This is a genomic window from Bradyrhizobium sp. S3.3.6, assembly GCF_040546905.1.
GTDB lineage: Bacteria > Pseudomonadota > Alphaproteobacteria > Rhizobiales > Xanthobacteraceae > Bradyrhizobium > Bradyrhizobium cytisi.
On record NZ_JBEPOT010000001.1, the window covers coordinates 333,563 to 357,535 of the forward strand.

Genomic DNA, 23,973 nt, shown 5'->3' on the forward strand with positions numbered 1-23,973 from the left:
CGGTCGTCTCGAAGGACGAGGCGCGCACTCAACTCGTACAAAATGCCATGTGCGTCCAATTCCGCCGATTTACGGGAAGTTATGACCGCCATGGTCAAATGCCGCCCGCTCGGTCAATCCGACAAGAACAAGACGAGGCGGCATGTCCCTATCCTTCACCAACAGCATTGCGGTGCAGAGCCGCGCGCGGGCGCTGGTGCCGCTGTGTGTCGGCGCGGGCGCCTATCTCTTCTTCCTCTATATCGGCGACACGCTGCTTCAGGACTCCGACTCGTTCTGGCAGATCAAGATCGGGCAGTGGATCCTCGATCACCACACCCTGCCCTATACCGACTTCTATTCCTTCACGCGGTCCGGCGAGCCCTGGATCTCGACGTCCTGGCTGTCGCAAATCCTGTTCGCGGCCTCCTACGCGCAATGGGATTGGGCCGGACCGGTGGTCCTCACCGCGGTCGCGATTGCGGCGTCGGCTGCGATCTTGGTCTATCTCCTCGATGCGCATCTCGAAATTCCGCGCTCGGTGCTGTTCGCGATGCTGGCCGTGCTGCTGTCGCTGCACCACATCCTAGCGCGGCCGCACATGCTGGCGCTGCCGGTGATGATCGCGTGGGTCGGCATTCTCATGAATGCGGCCGACCGCAAGGTCACGCCGTCCTGGGTCTGGCTGCCGCTGATGTCGCTGTGGGCCAACCTTCATGGCGGCTTCGTGCTCGGCCTCGCGCTGATCGGCCCGATGGCGCTGGAGGCGATCTGGACGCTCGAGTCCGGCAAACAGATACGGCTGCTCGCGCGCTGGTTCCTGTTCGGCGTCGCCGCGATGCTCGCTGCCTGCGTCACGCCCTATGGCTGGCGCACGCTGCTGGGCGCGACCAACATCCTCAATCTCGGCGAGCTGCTGTCGGTCATCTCGGAATGGATGCCGGCGAATTTCGCCTCGTTCTCCGCCTTCGAAGGCGCGATCCTCGGCCTCATCGCAATCGGCCTGTTTCGCGGCCTCACGCTGTCGCCGCCGCGCATCCTGCTGATCCTGCTCTTCACCTGGATGGGGCTCACCCATGTCAGGAGCATCGAGGCCTTTGCCTTCCTGGTGCCGCTGGTGCTGGCCAAGCCGCTCGGTGAGACATCGCCGCTGCCGCAGATTGACGCGCAAACCAGCGAGAGCTGGGCAGCGCGCTACGTCACCATCACCGGCGCGCTGATGATCGCGGCCGCGGCCTTGACCACGACCTCGATCTACATGTCGCATCACCGCTTCACCTTCACGATGGACCAGACTCCGGTCGCCGCCGTCGACCTGCTGCAGCAACGCAAGGCGCAGCGGATCTTCAACGCCTACCAGTTCGGCGGCTATCTGATCTCCCGCGACATCCCGGTCTTCGTCGACGGCCGCGCCGAACTTTATGGCGAGAAGTTCGTGATGGACTTCTTCAAAGGAGTCGAGGCCAAGAAGCTCGATAACCTGACGCGGCTGCTGGAAGAGTACAAGATCGACGCCACGCTGATGGTCGCCGACAGCCCGGCCGCCCAGGTGCTCGATCATATCATGGGCTGGAAGCGGCTCTATGCCGACAACGTCGCCGTGATCCATGTGCGGGATGGCGTGGGCGATGCGGCCGCGCCGGCCAGGCCATGACCATCGCGGCCAGCCTCCCGATCGCGCGAGCCCGGCGCAATCTGGCGCCGCTGTGCGTCACGGCCGCGACCTTTCTGCTGTTGTTGGTGAGCGGCGACAGCCTGCTGCACGATCCCGACACGCTCTGGCAGATCAAGGTCGGCGCGTGGATCCTCGACCATCGCGCCGTGCCCTGGACCGACCTCTATTCGTTGACGCGCCAGGGTGATGTCTGGCTCTCGACCTCATGGCTGTCGCAAGTCTTGTTCGCGGCCACCTATTCGCATTGGGGATGGGCCGGGCCCGTCGTGCTGACCGCGGCCGCGATCGCGCTGACGATGGGATTGCTGCTGACCTTCCTGCAGCGGCATCTCGAGCTGCCCTATGCGCTGGTGTTCTGCCTGCTGGCGATGACGCTGGCCGCGCCGCATCTGCTGGCCCGCCCGCACGTGCTCGCATTGCCGGTCATGGTTGCCTGGACCGGCGGCTTGATGGCTATGGCCGATCGCAGCCGCGCGCCCTCCTTCCTGCTGCTGCCGCTGATGGTCCTGTGGGCCAATCTTCATGGCGGCTTCGTGCTCGGGCTCGCCTTGATTGGCGCAATCGGCCTCGAAGCGCTCTGGCGCGCGGCGCCGCCGCGCCGGCTGGCGCTTGCGATGCGCTGGGCCGCGTTCGGGCTCGGCGCCCTGGTGGCGAGCTGCTGCACGCCCTATGGCCTCGACACGCTGCTCGGTGCCGCCCGCATCCTCAGCCTCGGCAAATCCTTCTCCATCATCGCCGAATGGCGTCCGGCCGATTTCAGCTCGTTCAGCCCGTTCGCGGGCGCGCTGCTCGGCCTGCTCGGTCTCGGCCTCATACGCGGCCTGACCCTATCGCCGCCGCGCGTGCTGCTGATCCTCGGCGCCACCTGGATGGCGCTGGCGCATGTCCGCAGCATCGAGACCTTTGGCGTGCTGGTGCCTCTGGTGCTGGCGCAGCCGCTGAGCGGCTGGATCAGGCCCGCGTCGGACGCACCGCGCGGCTTGCGGATGGCTCCCGGCGCCCCGGCGGCGCTGGCCGCGGTGGCCATCGTGCTCGCGACCGCAAGCGCGACCGCGACCTTTGCGGCGCGTCACACCTTCGAATTCTCCACGGCGCAGACGCCGGTTGCGGCAGTCGATTTGCTGGCTGAGCGCAAGGCCGCGCGCATCTTCAACTCCTATGGTTTTGGCGGCTACCTCATCGTCCGCGACATCAGGCCTTTCGTCGACGGACGGTCGGAGCTATATGGCGAAAAATTCCTGATGGACTATTTCGCCGCCGAAGATGGCCGCAACGTCTCCGGCCTGCTGCGCATGCTCGACGACAACGGGATCGACGCAACGCTGCTGACGCCGGATTCGCCGGCGGCCCAGATTCTGGATCACATCAAGGGCTGGAAGCGGGTGTATGGCGACAAGATCGCGGTTGTCCATGTGCGTGACGATACGGAAGGCGCAGCCGCTGTGCCATCGAAGTGAAGACACAGCAGCTCCAGGAGAGCCGGTCATTCATCTTCGATCACGAAAACAGAAAGGTCCCGATCAGCAGGCCCGCCGCGAATGCGAGAAGCCCCAAGGTGGAGGCTGAAACGATGCGGATGAGGATGCGAACCTGCTCCTCGTACTCCTGTTCTGCGGTCTTGTGGGACTGAGCCGCCATTACAACTGCCCTGCCATCGCCCAGATCGGGCGAATGTACGCGCGAGATTATGGCCAACGCGAGGCAAGTTTGGCCCCGTCGCGATGCCCTGTTCGTGATGTGGCCGGCATTTGTTCTACGGGGAGTATGGTTGAAGCCTCCTTTGAGGTTCGTTCGGCGGACGCTTATCGGACTGAATTTGCTCAGTTTGTGTTTTCGCGTTTTGATTCAAGCTGTCATGAAGCCGCGCGACCAGCTAGAGGTGCCGGAAGGCCAAATCGCAGAACTGCTCGCACTATGAGCTTGGGCTTGCAAGCCCGCTGAGCGGCCGGTTCAACTCGTAGAGGTGATAGATGAGCGCTGCAGGTGTATTCGGCGGCGCATGTCCCGCATAGACCTCTCGCGCCGTCCAGCCCACACCTCGAAGGCCCTCAACGAAATGGAATCTCTCGTCCCAATCCTGTAGCACCAGCAGATATTGCGGCTGGAATGCTTCCGCGATCTGTGCGACCGCTCTGGAGCGTTGCAGACCGACGCTCGGGTAAGTCGTTCGCTTGTGAAAGTCCATTGCGGCAGGCGTCTTGAGTCCCACCAAATCGACCAGCGCAGCATGACCGGCGTAGGCGACGTAGCCGGCGTCGTGAACCATGACCATTGGCCGATCCGGCAAATTTGCATTCATCCATCTCACCACATCGGCAAGGCTTTCCTGGAAGCCGACGATATGGGTTCTGTAGTCCTCGAGTTGCGCCACAAATCCCTGCGGCAGGAACAAGATCGAAATCGCGACCATGCAAAGCGTTTGCTTGCGAAACGCCGAGGTGAGGCCACACGCAGTGCCAAACAGTACGAGCGGCGCCAGAACAAACAGATAGCGTCCGCCATTGTGCACCAGGCCACTCGGAAATCTCCAGAAATAGGCACCAAGAAAGACGGCAACAAAGAGCGCAAGCATACGTCCAACCGCAACCGGTCGCATGAAGCGGAGACACAGGAAGAGAGGAAAGCTCATCAGGGCGCCTTGAGAAACTGCTGAAAGCATCAACAAGGATTTGTCCGACCAAGCCAGGTAGCGTTCGGCGAAAAAGAACATCTTCGCGCTGATGGTGTTGGGCACCAATGAGCCGGTATCGATCCAATACCAGAGCAGGAAGGGCAGAGAAGTCAGGGCTGCGACCGCCGCGGCGGCAATTTTGAAGCCGTTGGCAGCATCCTTTTCCCAGAACACGATGAGCATTGACGCAGCCGACAGCAAGCTGAGTTCCGGCCGAACAAACGGCATGACGCCGCATAGGGCCGGAAGCCAGAAGGTGCGCCTTTTGTCCGTAAGCAGTTTGATGTCCCACGCCACCGCGGCCATTGCCAGTCCGGTGTCCATCCCATTCAGGACTTGAAACAACGTACCGGCGAACACGAGGCTACCCAAGGCAATCAGCGCCGCTTCCAGCCGAGGACATCCGATGTTGAGGCACATATAGAATACGCCGAGCACATAGGTGACCGCACTGAGCGAGCTGAGCACATACAGCGCGGCAGTATCGGGATGCACCAGTTGCTCGAAAACCAGAAGCAGTGCGAGATGCGCGCCGCTCGTCGCCCCGACAAGAGCCGGCACTCCCTCATAATTCTGGTCTCGGCCAAGACGCAGAACCTGAGCGTTGTGCAGGTTGATGAAGGCATCGTCTGTCGGAAATGCCGCGCCTCCGTTCACGTAGTAGACGATCGCAAAGATGGCGATTGTGATGAGCGCGCAGGCTCCAGCATCGGTCCAGCGGCTCCTCAGTTCGCTCGTCATATGTCAGGCGATCCCGTTACCCTCTGTGGACTACAATCTAAGGTAAAACATTTTGTTAATACACCAACCGCTCCTCGGGTGATGAGCCCGCAAATCGGGGATCTAAGTTAGTGATGGAAGGCTTGGAGCGGCCGCGAAGTGAGACATCGTAGGGTGGGCAAAGCGACAGCGTGCCCACCACTTCTATCGCGATGCCGAGAGATGGTGGGCACGGCGCAAACGCGCCTTTGCCCACCCTACGAGGCGGCGCCAAGTTATTCGAGCTCATCAGCAGCGCGCGTCCCTCGCGTGTCCCGGACGCGCTGCAACGCTCTTGGCGTTGCTGTGCAGAGCCGGGACCCAGAAGGCCACGCGAACCGCTGCGGTATGGGCTCCGGCTCTGCAGCGCACCGTCAAAGAGGCGCTGCACTGCGTCCGGGGCACGAGACCCGCCCAACAAAAAACGCGGCGTTTCCGCCGCGTTTTTCAATTCGATCTGCCGCTTGCGTCAGGCCTGCGGCTGCGGCTCCAGGCCGGGATCCGGATCGGGCCGCGGGCGCGGCTTGCCGGCCGGGGGCACGGCGGAGGCGCGCGGCGTGGCCGGCTCGAGCACGGACTCGCGGTTCGGCTTCTTGCCCTTGAGCAGGTCGATGATCTCATCGCCGGAGAGCGTCTCGAACTCGAGCAGGCCCTTGGCCAGCGCCTCGAGGTCACCGTGCTTCTCGGTGAGGATGCGGGTCGCTTCCTTGTAGCCTTCCTCGACCAGGCGGCGGATCTCGGAGTCGATCTTCTGGACCGTCGCCTCGGAGGCATTCTGCGTCCGCGACACCGACATGCCCAGGAACACCTCGTCCTGGTTCTCGCCATAGGAGACAGTGCCGAGCTCTTCCGACAGGCCCCAGCGCGTCACCATCATGCGGGCAAGGCGGGTGGCCTGCTCGATGTCGGAGGCCGCACCGGACGTCACCTTCTCGCGGCCGAAGATCAGCTCTTCGGCGACGCGGCCGCCCATCATGATGGCGAGGCGCGAGGTCATCTGCTCCAAAGACATCGACAGCTTGTCGCGCTCGGGGAGCTGCATGACCATGCCGAGTGCACGGCCGCGCGGGATGATGGTCGCCTTGTGGATCGGATCGGTCGCGGGCACGTTGAGGCCGACGATGGCGTGGCCGCCTTCGTGATAGGCCGTCAGCAGCTTCTCTTCCTCGGTCATGACGAGCGACTTGCGCTCGGCGCCCATCATCACCTTGTCCTTGGCTTCCTCGAACTCGGCCTGGGTCACCATGCGCTTGTTGCGGCGCGCGGCGGTGAGGGCGGCTTCGTTGACGAGGTTCATCAGGTCGGCACCGGAGAAACCGGGCGTGCCGCGCGCGATGGTCTTGAGGTTGATATCCGGCGCCAGCGGCACCTTCCGGACGTGAACCTTGAGGATCTGCTCGCGCCCGACGACGTCGGGGTTCGGCACCACGACCTGGCGGTCGAAGCGGCCCGGACGCAGCAGCGCGGGATCGAGCACGTCGGGACGGTTGGTCGCGGCGATCAGGATCACGCCTTCGTTCGCCTCGAAGCCGTCCATCTCGACCAGCAGCTGGTTCAGCGTCTGCTCGCGCTCGTCATTGCCGCCGCCGAGACCGGCGCCGCGGTGACGACCGACCGCGTCGATTTCGTCGATGAAGATGATGCAGGGCGCGTTCTTCTTGGCCTGCTCGAACATGTCGCGGACACGGCTGGCGCCGACGCCGACGAACATCTCGACGAAGTCAGAACCGGAGATGGTGAAGAATGGCACGTTGGCTTCGCCCGCGACCGCGCGCGCGATCAGGGTCTTGCCGGTGCCGGGAGGGCCGACCAGCAGCACGCCGCGCGGAATGCGGCCGCCGAGGCGCTGGAATTTGCCGGGGTCGCGCAGGAATTCGACGATCTCCTGCAGGTCCTGCTTGGCTTCGTCGACGCCGGCGACGTCCTCGAAAGTGACGCGGCCATGGGCCTCGGTCAGCATCTTCGCACGCGACTTGCCAAAGCCCATCGCCTTGCCGGCGCCGCCCTGCATCTGCCGCGACAGGAAGATCCAGACGCCGATCAGCGCAATGAACGGGAGCCAGGAGACCAGCAGCGAGACGAACCACGGCACGTTGTCGCCGGGCGGCTTCGCGGTGATCTGGACCTTGCTGTCGTACAGGCGCTTCACCAGCGTCGGGTCGTTCGGCGCATAGGTCTGGAAGCTGGAGCCGTTGGTGAAGGTGCCGTGGATGTCGGGACCCTGGATCACGACGTCGCGGACTCGGCCCTGGTCAACCTCGCTCAACAGCTGCGAGAAGGCGATGTCCTGCGAGGAGGCCCGCTGGCCCGGATTCTGGAAGAGCGTGAACAACGCCAACAGCAGCAAAACAATGATGACCCAGAGGGCGAAATTGCGCAGATTGGCGTTCATCGATCTTCCTTCGTGGTCGCGCGGATCGCGGCCTCATCCTTGGGCAGACTAGAGAAAATCCCCAAGGAATCCTCTCGGTTGGACGTATACAATTTAGGTGCCGCCCCCGTCGCTGCCAAGGGAACGAGATGGGACTATTTATCCCATCTTAGGCCGATTCCCGCTGAAATAATGGCGTCGAGGCCGGGGTTTTTCCTGCCTGGTTAAGGTGTCCTGACGGCGGGCGGTCGAAACGGCCGGTGTCATGATCCGCTCTTGTGCGCCCCTCTGCGCCGCCGGACCGGCGCCGGCGCGACGTGGATACGCCCTCCGGCAAGGCTGATCAAGGCTCCCGCCAGCGTCTGCTTCAGGATGGGACGGCCATTTCTGGCTGCACGGGCGCCCACTGCAATGGCCTGATCAAGCGCGGCCAAGAGAGTTTCGACCTTGCCGAGTTCCGCCGGGCCCTCATGCCCGAGCGCGTCGATAGCCCGCAGCAGGAGCCGCAGCCGGACTTCTTCCGGCAGGCTCGCGAAGGCTGTGGCTTCGAAGCTTCGCGCGCCCGGGAGATGCGGCGCATCGCCGCGATCCCGCAGACGAAGGAAACGCTCGGCGCCGTCGGCCAGCACCTCGACTGCCGCGTTCGCCCGGGCGAGCCGCGCCGAAAGACGGACCAGCGTGCGGGCGTCGCCGCCCTCGGCTGCGAGCTGCGGCAGCAGCGCCCGCAGCCGCGGCCGCGTGAAGGCCGCGTCGCGGTTGGTGGGATCGTCCGCAAAACCGATCCTGGCCCGCTTCAGCGTCGCGATGAGCTGCGACTTCGGCACGTCGAGCAGCGGGCGCGCCAACACGAGGCCGTCGCGCGTCGAAAGGCGCGCCATCGCCGACAGCCCGGCGATGCCGCTGCCGCGGAGCAGCCGCATCAACAGGGTCTCGGCCTGGTCGTCGCGGGTGTGGGCGGTCAGCACATGGCTCGCGCCGGCCGAGCGCGCGGCCTGCGCAAGCAGGCGGTAGCGGGCTTCGCGCGCTGCCGCCGGCAATCCTGTTGTCGGCTTTGCACCGCGCCAGCGCAGGGTCCGGTGCGTCAATCCGAGCTCAGAGGCGAGCCGCTTGACCTCGCGCGCCTCGCGCGCGGCCTCTACCCGCAAGCCATGATCGACGGTAACGACGGTGAGCTCCGGGCCGCGCGCGAGGCTGCGCCGCCAGCGCGCGGCGAGCCACATCAGCGCGATCGAGTCGGGCCCGCCGGAGACCGCGAGCACCAGTGCGGGCGCAGCTTTCAGCTCGGCGAAGAGCCGCTTCGCCGCGCGTGCGGAGATCGGAGAATTGTCGTCGTCGGACATGACACTGCCTGGCAATCGTCAGACCGTTTAGCGCAGCACGATCCACCTTGTCAGCGTGTGGTGCGGCGCCTCAGCACTTCACCCGCTTCTGCTCGCGATCGACGGCGGCTTTGACACCGGCGGAGGCGCGCGGATATTTGCGGCCGACCTCGCCGAAGGCGGCGCAGGCGGCTTCCTTCTCCTTCAGCGCGGCGAGCGACTGGCCGAGCCGCAGCAGCGCATCCGGCGCCTTGGCCGATTTGTCGTACTTGGTGGTGACGGCGAGGAAGGCTTCGGCGGAATCGCGATATTGCTGGCGCTGGAAATAGCTTTCGCCGAGCCAGTATTGCGCGTCGCCGAGCAGCGGGTCACCAGGATACTTCGCCGCAAAATTCTTCATGGTCTGCTCGGCGAGCGCGTAGTCCTTGCGCTGCATGTAGCCGATGCCGAGGTCGAACTCGTCGCGCGGCGTCGCCGAGGGCGGCAGTGTCGCGAGCCCGGTGCCGCCGGCTTGCGGCGGATAACCCTGTTGCGCCGGTGGAGAGCCGGGCTGGGCCGGTGCCGCTGCCTGCGGATAGCGCCCGCCGTTGTTGGAGAGATCGAGCGGCGCCCCCGCCGGCATCGGCTGCTGACCGCCACCGAGCGCGCGCGGCGCGCCGGGCGCATTCGGTGTCTGGCTCGGGTCGAACGCATCACCACGGCGGCGCATGCCGGGCGCGCCGGGGCCCGGCTGCTCCTGAACGATCGGCGCGGGAGCCGCGATCTGCGGCTGCTCGTAATTCGGCTGCGCGGCCTGCTGCTGCTGCTGTGGAGGCTGCTGGCGATAGCCAGGGGCAACCTGGGCCGGCGGCACCGCCGCGGCGTTGGGCTGTGCCGGCGCCTGTCCGGGCGCGCCCTGCGCGCCGCCCTCGAGCGCCCGCAGCCGGTCTTCGAGCTGGCGGTTGCGATATTGCAGCTCTTCGTTCTGGCCGGTGAGCTGGCGCAGCTGGTTCTCCAGCCGCTCGATCCGCATCTCGGGGTCGCCGTCGTCCGACTGGGCGAATACGGGCGAGCACAAAGAGAGCAGCGCGGCGATCGCCACGGTGCCGTTAATTGCCTTGAATTTGGATGACATCTTGCCCTGACGACGAAAACAAAATCTGCGACGGAACATGCGACGCGCCACACTTTGAAAGGCAGTACGCCAAAAATGTGACTGGCACCACGGGGTTTCTGTCACAGATCGCTGAAACGAAACCGGCGCCCGAGAGGGCGCCGGCATATTCGGTTTCCAAAGATGAACGGCGGCTGACCGAATGTCAGGAGCTCGCGTTCAGCACGGTCACAGCGCGACGGTTCTGCGACCAGCAGGAGATGTCGTTACACACGGCCACCGGGCGCTCCTTACCGTAGGAGATCGTGCGCATGCGGTTGGCATCGATGCCGCGCGAGGCGAGGAACGAGCGCACCGACTGGGCGCGGCGGGCGCCGAGCGCGATGTTGTATTCGCGGGTGCCGCGCTCGTCGGCGTGACCTTCGATGGTGAAGGAGTAGCGCGGATAGGTCTGCAGCCACTGCGCCTGCTTCTCCAGCGTCACGATCGCCTGCGGGGTCAGATCGGTCTGGTCGCTCTCGAAGAACACGCGGTCGCCCACGTTCACGACGAAGTCCTGCTGGCTGCCCGGCGTCGCCGCGCTCGCGTTCGCGTCCATACCCACGTTCTTGTTGGCGCAGGCGCCCATCGACAAAGCGATGGCAAGCACCGCGGCCAGCTTCAATCCCTGGAGGATACGCATAGGATATTTCATTCCGGAGCCTCCACGCTCACGTTCGTCCACTGCTGTCCGGTCTACAGGGGGTTGGTTAAGCGAACGTTCCGTCAACCTTGACGGAACCTTGCCTCAGCCGGTCAAATGCCCCCAACCAGCGAAAAGCACCCATTGTGGTTAATGGGTTGTAAATGTGGCGCGAGGGTGAAGGCAAGCCGCGTTAGCCGGCAAAATCCCCGGCTCCGCTGGAATTTTGGGCGCGGGGACTCCGGCGGGAACCGGCGTGGCCCGATCAGGCCACGGTAATGGCCGGAACGAGCACCGGCCGGGACACGGCCTGGGTCTGGGCGGCACGGTCGAACAGCATCCTTCGCTCAAAGGCGCTCGAGCGCATGATGGGAAAGCGGGTCAGGACCCGCTCCCGGAGTTTTGCAAAATCGGAGGCCATCAGGACCACCTTCCTCGAATGCCAGCCGGGGAACGGACGCGGCTCGGTGAGGGTCTCATGCAGGAAGATCCGGCGATAAAACGCCTGGTGGTCGGTACGCACCATCGCCAGTCCGAGATCGGCATTGAAATGATCGCAGGCGAGATAGGCCAGCCGCAGCGTCAGATAAGGGAGCTCGTGAAACCGCTGGCTCGTGTCCGGATCTGCCGCAAAACGCGCGGGATCGACGAAAACTTCGCCTCGATCGAGGCGAGAGTTGAGAACATCGCCGAACAATTCCGTGGTGTAGGACATCCGCCGTTCTGACGTCAGGACGTGAAGGCGCAGAGAACTGCAGAGTTCTCCGTCGAGATAGATCCCGAAGATCCAGGCGTTGGGTGCATCGTCGTAAGTGTCGATGATCCGTTGAGATGCCGATGGTGAGATCAGTCCGCCGTGCAGATACGCCCTGTAGCGCATCGCGTAGACGGCATCACGGTCCTCGGGAGTTTCGATGAGGCGATAGTCGAGGCGGTCGAACAACCCCGCCCCTCGCATTTCGAGCGGCGCGCGCGGCTCGGCTCCTGACTTCATCTCATACTCCCGCCCACTCAGGGCAACTTCCGCGAGTGTGGACGAGATTAATGACTCCTTAACCGAATTGCAAAGGGTTCGAACCGTTAGGGTTAAGGATCATCGCCCGCAAAACCCCGGGAAAATACAGGGAAACATGGAGGAAATGGCGAGGGCCGGGAGTGCGACGCTAGCCGAACGACCGCGAGGAGATCGAGACGATCTGAGCGTCTCCGATGCGGCGACCATGCGAGGCGTCGAGCAATTGACGGATCCGGACGGCCGGAACGGGCCGGCTGAACAGGTAGCCCTGCCCTTCGGAGACTGTGCCGTCGGCGCTCACGAGCTCGAGCTGCTCGTTGGTCTCGATGCCCTCGACGACGACCGCCATGCCGAGATCGGCCGACAGCCGCGCCACGCCGCGGAGCAGCGTCAGCGGGCGGTCGGTGTCGATGCCCTCGAGGAAGGAGCGGTCGATCTTGACCTTCTGCATCGGGAAGTTGTGCAGGTAGCTGAGGCTCGAATAGCCGGTGCCGAAATCGTCCAGCGAGATGCGCACGCCGAGCGCGTGCAGCTGCGACAGGATATCATGGGTGAGCTGGGTATTGCGCAGCAGCGAGGATTCGGTGATCTCGATCTCGAGGCGGTGCGCGGGCAGGCCCGAGACTTCGAGCGCGTAGCGGATCTCGCTCAGCACGTCGCGCTGGTGGAATTGCTGCGGCGAGAAGTTGACGGCGACGCTGACGCCATCCGGCCACTTCATGCATTCCATGCAGGCGCGGCGCAAGATCCAGCGACCGAGATCGACGATCAGGCCCATGTCCTCGGCGACCGGGATGATGTCGACCGGCGAGACCGTGCCGCGCACCGGATGATTCCAGCGCAGCAGCGCTTCGCAGGTGGAGATCTTGCCGGTCTTCAGATTGACCAGCGGCTGGTAGAACAGCTCGAACTCCTCGTTGGCGAGCGCCTTGCGCAGGTCGAGCTCGAGGATGCGCCGGGCCTCGACGGTGGCCGCCATCTCGTCGCGGAAGAAGCAGAACGTGCCGCGGCCGTCGGCCTTGGCGCGGTAGAGCGCCATGTCGGCGTTCTTCAAAAGCGTGTCGGCGCTGACACCCTCCGGCGAGGTCAGCGCGATGCCGACGCTGGCGCCGATCTCGACCAGATGATTGTCGATGCGGTAGCGCTCGCTCAGCCGTTCGACGATGCGGCGGGCAAGGCTGGCGGCATCCTCGGCCGCATTGATGTTCTGCTGGAACACGACGAACTCGTCGCCACCGAAGCGGGCGACGAAATCCTCCGGCCGCAGCATCTCGCGCAGCCGGTTGGCCACCGCGCAGAGCAGCTGGTCGCCGCAGGGATGACCGAGCGTATCGTTGACCTGCTTGAACTGGTCGAGGTCCACGAACAGCAGCGCGGAGAGCCGGTCGGAATGACGCGAGGCCGCCAGCAAGGAATCGATCTCGTTGCGGAAATGGACGCGGTTGGGGAGCGCGGTCAATTCGTCGTAACGGGCAAGATGGGTGATCTTGGCCTCGGCATTGCACCGCTCGGTCACGTCTTCGAGCAGCAGCACTGCGCCGCCGTCGGCCATCGGCTGGACCGTCCAGGACAATGACCGATTTCTCTCCGCGTCCGGATCGACGGTCACGATCTCGTTCGCGTGCGAATTCTCGATCTCGGTGACGATCATCTCGCCGCTCGCGGCCGAGATCGAGCCCGAGCTGACGCACGCGGCCAGGATATCACGCGCGCTGATGCCGTTCCGGGCGAGATCGCTGGGGAGGTCCAGCATCTCGCTGAAGCGGTGATTCATCACCGCGAGCTGCCTGTCGACGCGGAACATGCACAGACCGTGCGGCATGTTGTTCAGGGCGGTATCGAACTGGCCCGCAAGCGCCGCTTCGCGCTCCCGAGCCACGACCGCGCGCATGAATATTCTGTGCAGATTGGCCGAGAGCTGCATGATCGCCAGCAGGAATGCGGCGCTCACGAGGGCCATGGCGATGTAGTAGGGCGTACCGTGCGACGCGAGCGCGATGACGGCGGGACCGAACATCAGGCCGGCCTGCAGATGGTATATCGACGGCCGTCCGTAGGCTCGTCCAGCGCCTCCTCCGACGATCCCGGTGGTGATGGAGAGGGCGATCATGTGGACGACGGCGTCGTCAGTGCTCACCAAAGCGAGCCCGCACCACGTTCCAATCGCACCGGCCTGGATCAGCGCGCCGATCAGGTAGCGCCTTTGCCAGAGCACGGCTTCTTCGGCGGTCAGGGTGGCTTTGCGCGGCAGGAAGCGTCGCAGATCGAACAACCGGAGAGCTCCGGCCAGGATGATCAGTGCCACCGTCGCCCAGGTCAGGTTTTGTCCGGTCCTCAGCGCCGTGATGGCGGCCCCGATGGCGACGAAGACGATACCCGCAAGCAGCGGACCGGGCGCTTCGAACAGGGAATCATTCAGCGCCGCCGACACCGGGGGCGCCGTCTGTCCTCGATCGGGTTTTCCGGTCTGGTTTGCGAACTGCATTTTGGTTTTGTACGCGCGTCCTGTTTGACGGGTACTTTTACCCAGACCAGATGAAGCCTTTCTGAGGGAACATCGTTAAAGTCGAGTTGTTTTTCGGCAATAGCGAAGCTGTTTCTGCTAGAATATCAAGCAACTAGGCAAGCCTTGCCGGGCTCAAGGTGAAGGAAAGCTTGCCGGGCACGCAGAAACCCGAAAAATCGGCGCTTCTTTTCGAAAAACATCGCGCGTTGCGGGACGCGCGCGGTCTATTGACCTGCGGTCGCGGACAGCAGCGGCGACCAGGCCGGATCGGAGGCGAAGCCCGGCGTCGGCACCTTCAACTCGTTGCGGCCGGAGATGTCGACGGAGAACAGCGACGGTCCGCCATTGCCGCCGGGATCGCGGAAGAACATCAGCACGCGGCCGTTCGGCGAGAAGGTCGGGCCCTCATTGTGATAGCCGGAGGTGAGGAGCCGCTCGCCGGAGCCGTCCGGCTTCATGACGCCGATCGAGAACTGCCCGCCGCCCTGCCTGGTGAAGGCGATGTAATCGCCGCGCGGCGACCATACCGGCGTCGAGTAGGTGGCGTTGTTGTCGTCCTTGGAGAAGGAGATGCGCTGCGCCTGTCCGCCGCCCGCCGCCATCACATAAATCTGCGACCTGCCGCCGCGATCGGACTCGAAGCAGATGCGGGTGCCGTCCGGCGAGTAGGACGGAGACGTGTCGATCGCCGGCGTGTCGGTGAGGCGCGTGGTCGAGCGCGAGCGCAAATCCATCACGAACAGGTTGGAATTGCCGCCCTGTTGCAGGCTCATAATGACGCGCTGGCCGTCCGGCGAGAATCTTGGGGCAAAGGTCATGCCCGGGAAATTGCCGACGATCTCGCGCTGGCCGGTCTCGATGTTGAACAGATAGACCTTCGGATCGCCCTGGCCGAACTCCATATAGGTGATCTCTTGCGAGTTCGGCGAGAAGCGCGGCGTCAGCACGAGGTCGGCGCCACGTGTCAGATAGCGCACATTGGCGCCGTCCTGGTCCATCATCGCGAGCCGCTTGACGCGGCGCTCCTTCGGCCCGGACTCGTCGACGAACACGACGCGGCTGTCGAAATAGCCTTTCTCGCCGGTCATCTGCTCGTAGATCTGGTCGGAGATGATGTGGGCGATCCGGCGCCAATATTCCGGCGAGGTGAAATATTGCTGGCCGGCGAGCTGCTGGCCGGTGACCACGTCCCACAGGCGGAATTCGGCCTTGAGCCGGCCGTCCGGCTGCCGCGTCATGCGGCCGGTGACGAGAGCCTGCGCGTTGAGGGTCTTCCAGTTCTGGAATTGCGGCGCGACGTCGATGTTGCTGATGCGCTCGATGAAGGCGGCCTGGTCGATCGGAGCGAACAGGCCCGAGCGCTTCAGATTGTTGGTGATGACCTGCGTGACGCCGTTGCTGACATCGCCGTCGGCTGGCGAGCCCGCCACGAAACCGGTGATCGCGATCGGGATCGGACGAAACTCCGTGGGATCGATGCGGAGCCGCCCCTGCGGAGCTTGGGCGAAGGCACGTCCGCCCCCGAGCATCGCAAGCCCCGATCCGGTCAGGGTCATGAAGCGGCGGCGGTTGATCGGTCGGACGTCATTCATCGGAAAATTCTTTTGTTCGGATATCACAGCGTATCGTTGAGGGTGAAAGTCGTCTCGATCTTCTTCCAGGTTTCGTACTGCTGCTTCGGCAAGAACGAATAGACCTGACACTGCACGATGGCACGCTTCGCGCTTTCGGCAATGGCCTGGGCAATCGACCGCGACGGTCCCCTCACCGCAACGATGATCGGCTCTGACGCCAGCGTTCCGTCGATCTTCATGGGAATGTCGATGTCAGCCGCATACTGATCTGCGTCCTGCCCGTTGTACGTGGAGTTGAAGCAACGTCTGACCGCCGTCATGAACGCGCCCCGCCAGGTCGCGACGTTGTTGTTGGCGGTTCCGGTTGTCGACCCAAGGGAAGCCGACGCGTTGAGCGCTGTCCCCGTGAGCTCGTGCCGCGTCGAATCGCGCTTGTCGAGGTCGCGAGCAATCTGTGCAGGATCGAACGTGCGTTCCTTGGGCTTTGGCTGCTGCTGCGGCTGCACGGCCGCGACCTTGGGCTGCGGCGGCTTGGGCGGCGGCTTTTTTGTCTCCAGTTTCTTCTGGAGCTCGGCGATCGGATCTTCCTTGGCCGGATCAGGCTTCTTTTCTTCCGGCTTCGGCTCTTCCTTTGGTTTGGCCTCGGCAACGGGTTTCGGCGGCTCGGGCTTCTTCTCGACCGGCTTCTCGACGGGTTTTGGCGGCGGCTCCGGCGTCGAATTGGTCTTGATCAGCTCTTTCTTCTCGGTGACCTTGCCGACGGCGTCTTCCTCGGGCTTGGCCTCGGCGATCTTCTCGACCTTGGGCTTCGGCTCTTCCTTCTTGCCGGTCTTCTGCCCGTTGGTGATTTGCGCCAGCTGATCGCTAGAGATGATGTCGATCGGAAGCGACTCTTCCGCCGGTGCGAAAGCGCTGCTGCTAAAGGTGATTAACCCCCATCCAAACACGAGGACGTGGAGGGCAATCGACGCAACGAGTGTCTTGTCGACGTTCCCCTTCACCGGCTTAGGACCCCTGATCCGCCTCGGTGACGAGCGCCAGCTTCTTGAAGCCCGCGCCCGACAACAAGCCCATCACCCTCGCCACCGTGCCGTAATCCGCCTTCTTGTCGGCACGCAGGTAGATGCGTTCCTCGAGCCCGCCGCGCGCGTCCGTGATCGCCTTCAGCTTCGGGATCAGATCGGTCAGCGCCACCTCGGCGTCGTTGATGAACACCTTGCCCTTGATGTCGACCGACATCTGCAGCGGCTTCTGGTCGTTCTGGTCGAGGCTCTTGGCCTGGGTCTGCGGCAGGTCGAGCGGCACGCCCACGGTCAAGAGCGGCGCCGACACCATGAAGATGATGAGCAGCACCAGCATCACGTCGACCATCGGCGTGACGTTGATCTCGGCCATGACCGGCTTGCGCCGGCCGCGGCGTCCGCCGCCTCCGGACGAACTGGCTACGTTCATGCCCATGGCTTGGTGCCCAATCTCGCCTTCACACTATACATACCGTCCGTCAGCCCCGCTCGTCGATCTGACGCGACAGAATGGCCGAAAATTCATCAGCGAAGCCCTCGAGCCGCTGGGCCTGCCGGTTCACCTCGGAGGTGAACTTATTGTAGAAAATAGTGGCAGGAATGGCGGCGATAAGGCCGACCGCGGTCGCAAACAGCGCCTCCGCGATGCCGGGCGCCACCACCGCCAGAGAGGTATTTTTCGACGCCGCGATCGACTGGAAGCTCGACATGATGCCCCAGACCGTGCCGAACAGGCCGACGAAGGGGCCGGCGGAGCCGACGGTCGCGAGCACGAGGAGCCGGCGTTCCAGCCGTTCCACCTCACGGGCGATCGAGACGTTCATGACCTTGTCGATGCGCATCTGCAGGCCCGCGACCGAGCGGGCGTGGCTTTCGAAAGAGCGCTTCCATTCGCGCATCGCGGCGACGAAACAGGCCGCCATGGAATGGGTCGGCTTGGCCGAGAGCGTGCGATAAAGCTCCTCGATCGACTCGCCGGACCAGAACGCCTGCTCGAACCGGTCCATCGAACGCCGGGTGCGCGCGTAAAGAAAGATCTTGTCGATCGCGATGGCCCAGACCCAGACCGAGCAGGACAGCAGGCCCAGCATGACGCATTTCACGATCCAGTGAGCCTGCCAGAACAGCGCGATCAGCGACACGTCGGCGGAGGCGGCAACCGGAAGGGCGGACTGAGCCACGTCGGCCGGATTCATCAGCAGTATCCTCTCAAGGCGATCGTTACCTATGCCCCGGTGAGCCGAATGGCGGCCGGTTCCCCAACAGCCGCGCTAGCACCGGCGCGGCCGGCAAGCCCGTTCAAAGCCTTGTCTTTCTGGGGTGCAGGGGCTTGTCCAAAGCCGTCGCCTGCATTCCCCGCCAAGATGTCAAAACTAAGGGCCTCGACTAAGCCTTTGGGCGCGACTTACCGGCTTTTACCTGACCCCGACGATGGTTAATGCGGAGTTACCGGGACCGCATTTGGCTGCGAGAAAGGTAGGCAATGCAGCGGTTTGGCAAGCTGCGGGCGCGGCGGTTGCTCACACCACGGCTTGGAGGAACCAGCTCTCGCCCCGGTGGATTATCCGGACGTTCATTTTTGGCGAGGTTTTGCCATGACCATCAACCCCAAGACGACCGCCGCCATCGGCGAGCACCCGCTCCACCCCATGCTCATCCCGTTTCCTGTGGCCTTCCTGGTCGCCGCGCCCATCGCGGACCTGGCCTTCATTGGAACCGGCGACGGCTTCTGGGCCAGGGCCGCAATGTGGCTGATCGGCGCCGGTATCGTCATGGCGCTGGCTGCCGCCGTCGCCGGCTTTACCGACTTCTTGAGCGATTCCCGCATTCGCAACCTCAACGATGCCTGGTACCACATGGCCGGCAATCTCACCGCGGTCGTGCTGGCCCTGATCAATTTCTATCTCCGCTACGCGCAAGGCGCCGAGGCCGCGATCAAGCCGTGGGGCGTGGTGCTCTCGCTGATCGTCGTCGGTATCCTCCTGTTCACGGGATGGAAGGGCTGGGAGATGGTCTACCGGCATCACGTTGCCGTCGTGGACGCCCCGGGCCAGACCAGTTCGGAGCCGGTCACGCCGCACCATGGCGGCGAGAGCCATCGGCGCGCGGCTTGAGCGAGCGGGACGTCAACGGCAGAACCGCAAACCCGGTCCCTCACCACTTCTCCTTCGAGGTCCGGACGTCGAGCTCGAACGACCAGGCCCGCTCGGGCTGGCGGTAGAGGAATTCGAAGGCATCGACGATGCCCGCGATGCTGATCAGGCTGTCCTCGCGGCCTGCGGCGTCGGGAAAGCGCGAGAAGATCTTGTCGCCGGCGATCGCGCCGTCGACCACGACATGGCCGACATGGATGCCGTCGGGCGCATATTCCTTGGCCATGGCCTGCGCCAGCGTGCGCACGCCTGCCTTGGCCGAGTTGAACGCGCCGTAGCCGGAGCGTCCGCGCAGCGAGGCGCTGGCGCCGGTGAAGAGCAATGTGCCGGTCTTCTTCGGCACCATGCGGCGCACCGCCTCGCGGCCGAACAGGAAGCCGCCGAAACAGACCACGCGCCAGGCATTCTCGAAATAATCGGCGTCCATCTCGATGATCTTTCCCGGCGTGTTGTTGCCGGCGTTGTAGATCGCGAGGTCGAGGTCTTCGCCGGCGGCATCGAACAAGGCGGTGATGTCGCTCTCTTTGGTCGCGTCCGCGACGACAGGCGTGGCCACACCGCCGGCCTTTGCGATGTCGTCCACGACCGCCTGCAACGCCGACGGCGTCCGGCCCGCGACGATCACCCTGAGCCCCTCGGCAGCAAAACGCTTGCAGAGCTGGGCGCCAAGGCCGCGGTCCGGTCCGACGCCGATCACGATTGCTGTCTTCATTGCACGCTCCGACGATTGAACGCTGATGAGGAGGTGATTGGCTCAGGCTGGGGTGAATGGCTCACGCCGCAGAAGCAGGGTCGGGACAGTTCGTCGCACGCTGCGCCTGGTCGCGTATCGTCTGCCAGAGACTGTTGTTGGTCGCCGTCGCAGCCGCCATCATCGCCGCCTCCGGTACTTTACGTACAGATCGAATATAGGCGGTGGGCAAGCCGCGCGCCACGCCACGTCAGCGGAACTGTCGCTATCCGAGCACCATGCCGCAGGTCCCCGTGAGGCTACGTGCTTGCAAGCCAGGCATCCGGGACCATATAATCGTTGAATTGTCGGCCGACGCAGCTTTGGCCGGGGGATGTTGACGCAAAAGCATCTCTTTTCGAGACCCCGCGGTGGTCAGCCATCCGCGGGTTTTTCGTACCCGGCGGCCCTCGCTGCCGACACGAGACCCCTCACCCAAGGTCACGCCTAGACATGTCGCCCAACGCGCCCGCCGACGACCAACACGACGACATCATGTACCCCTCCGCCGTGCCGTTCCTGCTGGTCCATCTCGGCTGCATTGCGGCCATCTGGTCGGGCGTCACCTGGCAGGCTCTCACGATCTGCGGCTCGCTGTATGTCGTGCGGATGTTTGGAATTGGCGCAGGTTACCACCGCTATTTCTCGCACAAGGCCTTTGCGACCGGCCGGGTGTTTCAGTTCATCCTGGCCTGTCTTGCGCAAAGTACCGCGCAGAAGAGCGTGTTGTGGTGGGCGGCCAAGCATCGGCACCATCATCTGCATTCCGATACTGAACACGATGTGCATTCGCCGCGTCAGCGCGGGTTCCTGTACAGCCATCTCGGCTGGATCTTTGACCGGCGGCACGACACGACCGACCTGGTGAAAGTCGGCGATCTCGCGGTCTATCCGGAGCTGATGTGGCTGCACCGGCTTGAGCTTCTGCCGGCCGTTGCGCTTGCGGTGCTCTGCTTCCTGGTTGCGGGCTGGTCGGGTCTGGTCGTCGGTTTCGTGTGGAGCACGGTGCTGGTCTATCACGCGACCTTCTGCATCAATTCCCTCGCGCATGTGCATGGACGCAAGCGCTACGTGACGGGCGACGATTCCCGCAACAACTGGCTGCTGGCGCTGCTTACCTTGGGCGAGGGCTGGCACAACAATCACCACGCCTACCAGAGCAGCGTGCGACAAGGCTTTCGCTGGTGGGAAATTGACGTGACCTATTACGTCCTGAAGGTGCTGTCCTGGCTCGGAATCGTCTGGAACATGAAGACGCCACCCGAGCTGGTGCTGCGCAACGAGCAGCCGCTTGGCGCACGTGTCATCAATCGTGCGGCCCGCGAGCTTGCCGGGCGGTTCGATGCGCACGCTCTCGCGCACGCGATCTCGTCCGCGCTACAGCGGGCCGAACTGGCCGCGTTGCAACTGCCGACGCTGCAGGACATCCTCGATCGTGCGCATGACGGCGTCGATGCGCTGACACACCTGCATCTGCCGAGGATTCCGACCCGCGACGAGTTTCTCGCTGAAGCCAAGGCGATGTTCGCGCGGACCCGATCACTCAACGAGATCGTCGACCACGCCTACGAGCACTTCCTGACGTCGGTCCGCGCGCAGCTCGTGACAGTGCGCTGAAGCTCGCGGGCCGCGTGGGAAGGGGTTCTATGGCGCCGCGCGGTCCTGAGCGTGGCTGTGGACGACACCGCAGACCTGGCGGCCGCAGGTGCGGAGATGACAGTCGGGATCGACGGCACAGCTGCCATAAACGAAGCTGATATAGCCGAGCACCGCGAAGGCGGTCACGCCGAGCAATAGGCGGGTGGTGAGGTCCATAAGCGCCATCCAGACATCAGCAGCGCGCCTCAATGAGACGGCGCGCGCAAGTCTTAGTGCCGGATGAAGGGATCCAGGTTCTAGCTAGCCGGCCGTTAAAACCAAACCGCCCGCCTGCGGGATGCGCAGGCGGGCGGCTCGGGCCATCAGGACTTTGGGGGCATGCGCCTGAAGGCTTTGAGAGGTGTCGGCCCCGGGCTTAGCCTTGCGGCTGGTCGGTCGGCGGCGGCGGGGTCGGACGCGTCTTGTGCTGGGCCATGAACTGGTCGAACTCTTCCTTGTCCTTGGCGTGGCGCAGACGATCGAGGAAGTTCTTGAATTCGACCTGCTCCTCCTCGAGCCGCTGCAGCGTCTCGGTGCGGTATTCGTCGAAGGCGCGGTTGCCGGAGGACGGCGGGCCGAAGCCGAAGCCGAAACCACGGCGCTCCATGCGGCCGCGCATGCGGTCCATCTTGTACTGCATCCGCTCCATCTTGTTCTGCCAGCGATCCTGGTTGCTCCAGCACGACATTCTTCTGCTCCCGAGTGTGAAAAAGAGAAGGGCGAGTCCGATCGGCCACCAGATGATGAAGCCGAGGATGGTCACGGCAATCCAGCCGGGATGCCATGGCGTATCGAGCATGTGGGGCCGCTCATACTGTTGCTGTTGGTCCGAGGGGCCGCGCCAGCGATTGACATCAGCGGTGTAGGCCATTTCCCTTCTCCATCACGGCATCTGCCGTTGTGAATGTAAATAACATTTACATAGCTAGACCATCCCGCGATTTTGTCAAGCCGGCGGCCCGACAGGTCCGCGGAATTATTTGCGCAACTTTATTTCGGTCTGCCCCAAGGACCAGCTGGAGCACCGCCGGGCGGCACGCCAGAACCGGAGGATGCCTCCGGCGGGACCGGCGGCGGCTCTGCGCTTTTCGCCTGCGGCCGGCGGTCGGTCGGGAAGCCGAGGCCGCGCAGATAGATCAGCAGCTCGGCTTCGAGCAGCTCATCCGGGGACATCGGCAGTTTTCGGCGCGCGGCATCGCCACGCGAGAACAGCGAGGCCACGCCATGCGCCATCGACCAGATGTGCAGCGCCATCATCATCGCCGGCGGACGCGGCGTGCCGGGCGGGGCGAGCGCCGCCAGCCGCTCCGCGGCAGCGCGAATAACGTTAAAAGCGCGCTCGCTTGCGGCCTGCAGCGCTGCATTGGCATCGACCGGCAGGCCGGATTCGAACATCGCGTTGTAGAAAGCCGGCTCCTCGCGGGCGAAGGCGAGATAGGCCCGGCCGACCCGCTCGAACGCAGTGACGGTGTCGGGGCGCCCGTCGTCCCAGGCTGCCGTGAGACGCGATTCGAACTGCTCAAAACCGCGCTGGGCGATCGAGGACAGCAGCTCGTCGCGGTCGCGAAAATGCCGGTAAGGCGCGGCAGCACTGACGCCGGCCATGCGCGCGGCATCGGCGAAGGTGAAGCCGGCCGCGCCCTTCTCGGCGATCAGCCCGAGAGCGGCCTGCAACAGGGCTTCCTTCAGATTGCCGTGGTGATAGCCGCGCTCGGCGCGGCCTTGCTCCTTGCGCCAGCTCATGTGAACGACCTTTACATGAGCCGGCGGTCAAGGTCACTAGCGGCGATGGGGGCTTGATCAACCCGTACTTCCACGGTCAGGCCCGGGCCGATGCGGCAGCATCGCGCCCGGACACGACGTTCTCGGACCTACATCTGCGGGAGGGCCAGCACGGGCATGACCTCGACGGCCTCGCCGGGAAAGATCGCGAAGTGCGGATGGTTCTCGAACAGTTTTGCAGCGGCCTCCTGCGAGGCAGCCCGCACCACCGTGAAACCGGTCAGCGCATTGCTGACCTCGGTGATGCCGCTCGCATCGATCTTGCGGGTCTTGCCGAGCGGACCGCCGATCTCGACGATGACGTCCTTGTGCTTCTCGACCCAGCCATGCCACGCGGCCATGCCCTCGCGCTCCCTGGCCTTCCGTTCGGCCTCGGGAAGCGCGTTCCAGGCCGCCATTTTCGACCCGCTCATGCTGCCGAGGTAGACGGCGAGAAATTTGTGTTCGGCGCTCATCGGTTCTCTCCCATGTTGATGAATGGACGACAGCCGCGCTTCCGGCGCGACCGCCGTGGTTAGGTCTTCAGATCGTCGAAACCGGCGGCGGCCGCCTGCACCTCCGGCGGAAAGTCGGACATTTCCTGCACCTGGCGGATCTCGATGATCTCATTGGCCGAGGCCGGGCACTTCTTCGCCCAGGCGATCGCCTCCTCGCGCGAGCCGACCTCGATCATCCAGTAGCCGCCCAGCACTTCCTTGGCCTCCGTGAAGGGGCCGTCGGTCACGATAGGCACGCCGGTCGCAAACGAGACGCGGGCGCCCGTCGACGGCGGATGCAGGCCGTCCAGCGTGATCAGCACGCCGGCATCCTTCAGCGCCTCGTTGTAGCGCATCATCGCGGCGACGCGTTCGGGATCGAGTTGCACATCCGCCGGCGCGATCTCGTAGCCGAGCGGGATCATCAGCATCATGAATCGCATGCGGTTCCTCACTGAGGACATAAGCGGGCCGCATGGCCCGCGCTCCCTGGTAAGACGAACGAGCTTTGACCAAGCAGACAGGGCC

The 23,973-nt window shown here is 64.2% G+C and carries 22 protein-coding genes; 4 read left to right on the top strand and 18 right to left on the bottom strand.

The window, feature by feature from the left end:
- Nucleotides 1-142 precede the first annotated feature (142 nt).
- Nucleotides 143-1,633, top strand: coding sequence for a hypothetical protein (locus ABID59_RS01590; RefSeq protein WP_354082231.1), 1,491 nt, complete (start codon nt 143-145; stop codon nt 1,631-1,633).
- The gene (locus ABID59_RS01595) at nt 1,630-3,111 is read left to right on the top strand and encodes a hypothetical protein (protein WP_354082232.1); all 1,482 of its coding nucleotides are present in this window, start codon (nt 1,630-1,632) and stop codon (nt 3,109-3,111) included. Before ABID59_RS01590 ends, ABID59_RS01595 begins: the two co-directional genes overlap by 4 nt.
- Before the next feature lie 40 nt (nt 3,112-3,151).
- Here ABID59_RS01595 and ABID59_RS01600 read toward each other — a convergent pair whose 3' ends face one another.
- The 12 genes from ABID59_RS01600 to tolQ form a co-directional block, all read right to left on the bottom strand.
- Complete coding sequence (locus ABID59_RS01600) at nt 3,152-3,292, bottom strand: hypothetical protein (RefSeq protein ID WP_187435172.1); 141 nt, start codon at nt 3,290-3,292, stop codon at nt 3,152-3,154.
- A 274-nt stretch (nt 3,293-3,566) separates the two neighbouring features.
- On the bottom strand, nt 3,567-5,066 hold the full coding sequence (locus tag ABID59_RS01605; RefSeq protein ID WP_354082233.1) for a DUF8728 domain-containing protein: 1,500 nt from the start codon (nt 5,064-5,066) through the stop codon (nt 3,567-3,569).
- A 487-nt stretch (nt 5,067-5,553) separates the two neighbouring features.
- Nucleotides 5,554-7,476, bottom strand: a complete 1,923-nt coding sequence (gene ftsH, locus ABID59_RS01610) for an ATP-dependent zinc metalloprotease FtsH (RefSeq protein ID WP_148753998.1) — start codon at nt 7,474-7,476, stop codon at nt 5,554-5,556.
- A gap of 242 nt (nt 7,477-7,718) precedes the next feature.
- Nucleotides 7,719-8,795, bottom strand: coding sequence for a tRNA lysidine(34) synthetase TilS (gene tilS / locus ABID59_RS01615; protein WP_354082234.1), 1,077 nt, complete (start codon nt 8,793-8,795; stop codon nt 7,719-7,721).
- A 70-nt stretch (nt 8,796-8,865) separates the two neighbouring features.
- Complete coding sequence (gene ybgF, locus ABID59_RS01620; protein ID WP_354082235.1) at nt 8,866-9,888, bottom strand: tol-pal system protein YbgF; 1,023 nt, start codon at nt 9,886-9,888, stop codon at nt 8,866-8,868.
- Nucleotides 9,889-10,072: 184 nt separating this feature from the next.
- On the bottom strand, nt 10,073-10,561 hold the full coding sequence (gene pal, locus ABID59_RS01625) for a peptidoglycan-associated lipoprotein Pal (RefSeq protein WP_148754001.1): 489 nt from the start codon (nt 10,559-10,561) through the stop codon (nt 10,073-10,075).
- Nucleotides 10,562-10,814: 253 nt separating this feature from the next.
- The gene (locus ABID59_RS01630; protein WP_148754002.1) at nt 10,815-11,543 is read right to left on the bottom strand and encodes an N-acyl amino acid synthase FeeM domain-containing protein; all 729 of its coding nucleotides are present in this window, start codon (nt 11,541-11,543) and stop codon (nt 10,815-10,817) included.
- A 169-nt stretch (nt 11,544-11,712) separates the two neighbouring features.
- On the bottom strand, nt 11,713-14,049 hold the full coding sequence (locus ABID59_RS01635; protein WP_354082236.1) for a putative bifunctional diguanylate cyclase/phosphodiesterase: 2,337 nt from the start codon (nt 14,047-14,049) through the stop codon (nt 11,713-11,715).
- 245 nt (nt 14,050-14,294) lie between these two features.
- A complete protein-coding gene (gene tolB / locus ABID59_RS01640; RefSeq protein ID WP_187435174.1) occupies nt 14,295-15,662 on the bottom strand; it encodes a Tol-Pal system beta propeller repeat protein TolB in 1,368 nt (455 codons plus the stop codon).
- A 23-nt stretch (nt 15,663-15,685) separates the two neighbouring features.
- Nucleotides 15,686-16,645: a cell envelope integrity protein TolA gene (gene tolA, locus ABID59_RS01645; RefSeq protein ID WP_354082237.1), complete on the bottom strand. Its 960-nt coding sequence runs from the start codon at nt 16,643-16,645 to the stop codon at nt 15,686-15,688.
- A gap of 4 nt (nt 16,646-16,649) precedes the next feature.
- The gene (tolR, locus tag ABID59_RS01650) at nt 16,650-17,102 is read right to left on the bottom strand and encodes a protein TolR (RefSeq protein WP_148754006.1); all 453 of its coding nucleotides are present in this window, start codon (nt 17,100-17,102) and stop codon (nt 16,650-16,652) included.
- A 43-nt stretch (nt 17,103-17,145) separates the two neighbouring features.
- Nucleotides 17,146-17,862 carry a protein TolQ gene (tolQ, locus tag ABID59_RS01655; protein ID WP_027532430.1) on the bottom strand — a complete coding sequence of 239 codons (717 nt, stop codon included), beginning with the start codon at nt 17,860-17,862 and terminating at the stop codon, nt 17,146-17,148.
- Nucleotides 17,863-18,261: 399 nt separating this feature from the next.
- Here tolQ and ABID59_RS01660 point away from each other — a divergent pair, with 399 nt between their 5' ends.
- The gene (locus tag ABID59_RS01660; RefSeq protein ID WP_354032308.1) at nt 18,262-18,780 is read left to right on the top strand and encodes a DUF2231 domain-containing protein; all 519 of its coding nucleotides are present in this window, start codon (nt 18,262-18,264) and stop codon (nt 18,778-18,780) included.
- 40 nt (nt 18,781-18,820) lie between these two features.
- On the opposite strand, the gene ABID59_RS01665 is transcribed toward ABID59_RS01660, so the two are convergent.
- Nucleotides 18,821-19,531: an SDR family NAD(P)-dependent oxidoreductase gene (locus tag ABID59_RS01665; RefSeq protein WP_148754008.1), complete on the bottom strand. Its 711-nt coding sequence runs from the start codon at nt 19,529-19,531 to the stop codon at nt 18,821-18,823.
- A gap of 471 nt (nt 19,532-20,002) precedes the next feature.
- Here ABID59_RS01665 and ABID59_RS01670 point away from each other — a divergent pair, with 471 nt between their 5' ends.
- Nucleotides 20,003-21,166 carry an acyl-CoA desaturase gene (locus ABID59_RS01670; RefSeq protein WP_354082238.1) on the top strand — a complete coding sequence of 388 codons (1,164 nt, stop codon included), beginning with the start codon at nt 20,003-20,005 and terminating at the stop codon, nt 21,164-21,166.
- Nucleotides 21,167-21,193: 27 nt separating this feature from the next.
- On the opposite strand, the gene ABID59_RS01675 is transcribed toward ABID59_RS01670, so the two are convergent.
- The 5 genes from ABID59_RS01675 to ABID59_RS01695 form a co-directional block, all read right to left on the bottom strand.
- On the bottom strand, nt 21,194-21,373 hold the full coding sequence (locus tag ABID59_RS01675) for a hypothetical protein (RefSeq protein WP_354082239.1): 180 nt from the start codon (nt 21,371-21,373) through the stop codon (nt 21,194-21,196).
- Nucleotides 21,374-21,563: 190 nt separating this feature from the next.
- Complete coding sequence (locus ABID59_RS01680) at nt 21,564-22,058, bottom strand: DUF2852 domain-containing protein (protein ID WP_148754010.1); 495 nt, start codon at nt 22,056-22,058, stop codon at nt 21,564-21,566.
- Nucleotides 22,059-22,177: 119 nt separating this feature from the next.
- Nucleotides 22,178-22,930 (bottom strand): TetR/AcrR family transcriptional regulator, encoded by a 753-nt coding sequence (locus tag ABID59_RS01685; RefSeq protein WP_354082240.1) that lies wholly within the window; start codon nt 22,928-22,930, stop codon nt 22,178-22,180.
- Nucleotides 22,931-23,058: 128 nt separating this feature from the next.
- Complete coding sequence (locus ABID59_RS01690; RefSeq protein WP_148754012.1) at nt 23,059-23,424, bottom strand: YciI family protein; 366 nt, start codon at nt 23,422-23,424, stop codon at nt 23,059-23,061.
- Between the two features lie 59 nt (nt 23,425-23,483).
- Nucleotides 23,484-23,888 carry a YciI family protein gene (locus ABID59_RS01695; RefSeq protein ID WP_354082241.1) on the bottom strand — a complete coding sequence of 135 codons (405 nt, stop codon included), beginning with the start codon at nt 23,886-23,888 and terminating at the stop codon, nt 23,484-23,486.
- Nucleotides 23,889-23,973: the final 85 nt, after the last annotated feature.

Bases quoted from the DNA above. Each gene is read 5' to 3' on its own strand.
- ABID59_RS01635 (WP_354082236.1), bottom strand. From the start codon at position 14,049: ATGCAGTTCGCAAACCAGACCGGAAAACCCGATCGAGGACAGACGGCG.
- ABID59_RS01685 (WP_354082240.1), bottom strand. From the start codon at position 22,930: ATGAGCTGGCGCAAGGAGCAAGGCCGCGCCGAGCGCGGCTATCACCAC.
- ybgF (WP_354082235.1), bottom strand. From the start codon at position 9,888: ATGTCATCCAAATTCAAGGCAATTAACGGCACCGTGGCGATCGCCGCG.
- ABID59_RS01695 (WP_354082241.1), bottom strand. From the start codon at position 23,888: ATGCGATTCATGATGCTGATGATCCCGCTCGGCTACGAGATCGCGCCG.
- tolB (WP_187435174.1), bottom strand. From the start codon at position 15,662: ATGAATGACGTCCGACCGATCAACCGCCGCCGCTTCATGACCCTGACC.
- tilS (WP_354082234.1), bottom strand. From the start codon at position 8,795: ATGTCCGACGACGACAATTCTCCGATCTCCGCACGCGCGGCGAAGCGG.
- ABID59_RS01660 (WP_354032308.1), top strand. From the start codon at position 18,262: ATGACCATCAACCCCAAGACGACCGCCGCCATCGGCGAGCACCCGCTC.
- ABID59_RS01630 (WP_148754002.1), bottom strand. From the start codon at position 11,543: ATGAAGTCAGGAGCCGAGCCGCGCGCGCCGCTCGAAATGCGAGGGGCG.
- ABID59_RS01600 (WP_187435172.1), bottom strand. From the start codon at position 3,292: ATGGCGGCTCAGTCCCACAAGACCGCAGAACAGGAGTACGAGGAGCAG.
- ABID59_RS01665 (WP_148754008.1), bottom strand. From the start codon at position 19,531: ATGAAGACAGCAATCGTGATCGGCGTCGGACCGGACCGCGGCCTTGGC.
- ABID59_RS01675 (WP_354082239.1), bottom strand. From the start codon at position 21,373: ATGGCGCTTATGGACCTCACCACCCGCCTATTGCTCGGCGTGACCGCC.
- ABID59_RS01670 (WP_354082238.1), top strand. From the start codon at position 20,003: ATGTCGCCCAACGCGCCCGCCGACGACCAACACGACGACATCATGTAC.
- ABID59_RS01605 (WP_354082233.1), bottom strand. From the start codon at position 5,066: ATGACGAGCGAACTGAGGAGCCGCTGGACCGATGCTGGAGCCTGCGCG.
- ABID59_RS01590 (WP_354082231.1), top strand. From the start codon at position 143: ATGTCCCTATCCTTCACCAACAGCATTGCGGTGCAGAGCCGCGCGCGG.
- ftsH (WP_148753998.1), bottom strand. From the start codon at position 7,476: ATGAACGCCAATCTGCGCAATTTCGCCCTCTGGGTCATCATTGTTTTG.
- tolR (WP_148754006.1), bottom strand. From the start codon at position 17,102: ATGGGCATGAACGTAGCCAGTTCGTCCGGAGGCGGCGGACGCCGCGGC.
- tolQ (WP_027532430.1), bottom strand. From the start codon at position 17,862: ATGAATCCGGCCGACGTGGCTCAGTCCGCCCTTCCGGTTGCCGCCTCC.
- ABID59_RS01680 (WP_148754010.1), bottom strand. From the start codon at position 22,058: ATGGCCTACACCGCTGATGTCAATCGCTGGCGCGGCCCCTCGGACCAA.
- pal (WP_148754001.1), bottom strand. From the start codon at position 10,561: ATGAAATATCCTATGCGTATCCTCCAGGGATTGAAGCTGGCCGCGGTG.
- ABID59_RS01690 (WP_148754012.1), bottom strand. From the start codon at position 23,424: ATGAGCGCCGAACACAAATTTCTCGCCGTCTACCTCGGCAGCATGAGC.
- ABID59_RS01595 (WP_354082232.1), top strand. From the start codon at position 1,630: ATGACCATCGCGGCCAGCCTCCCGATCGCGCGAGCCCGGCGCAATCTG.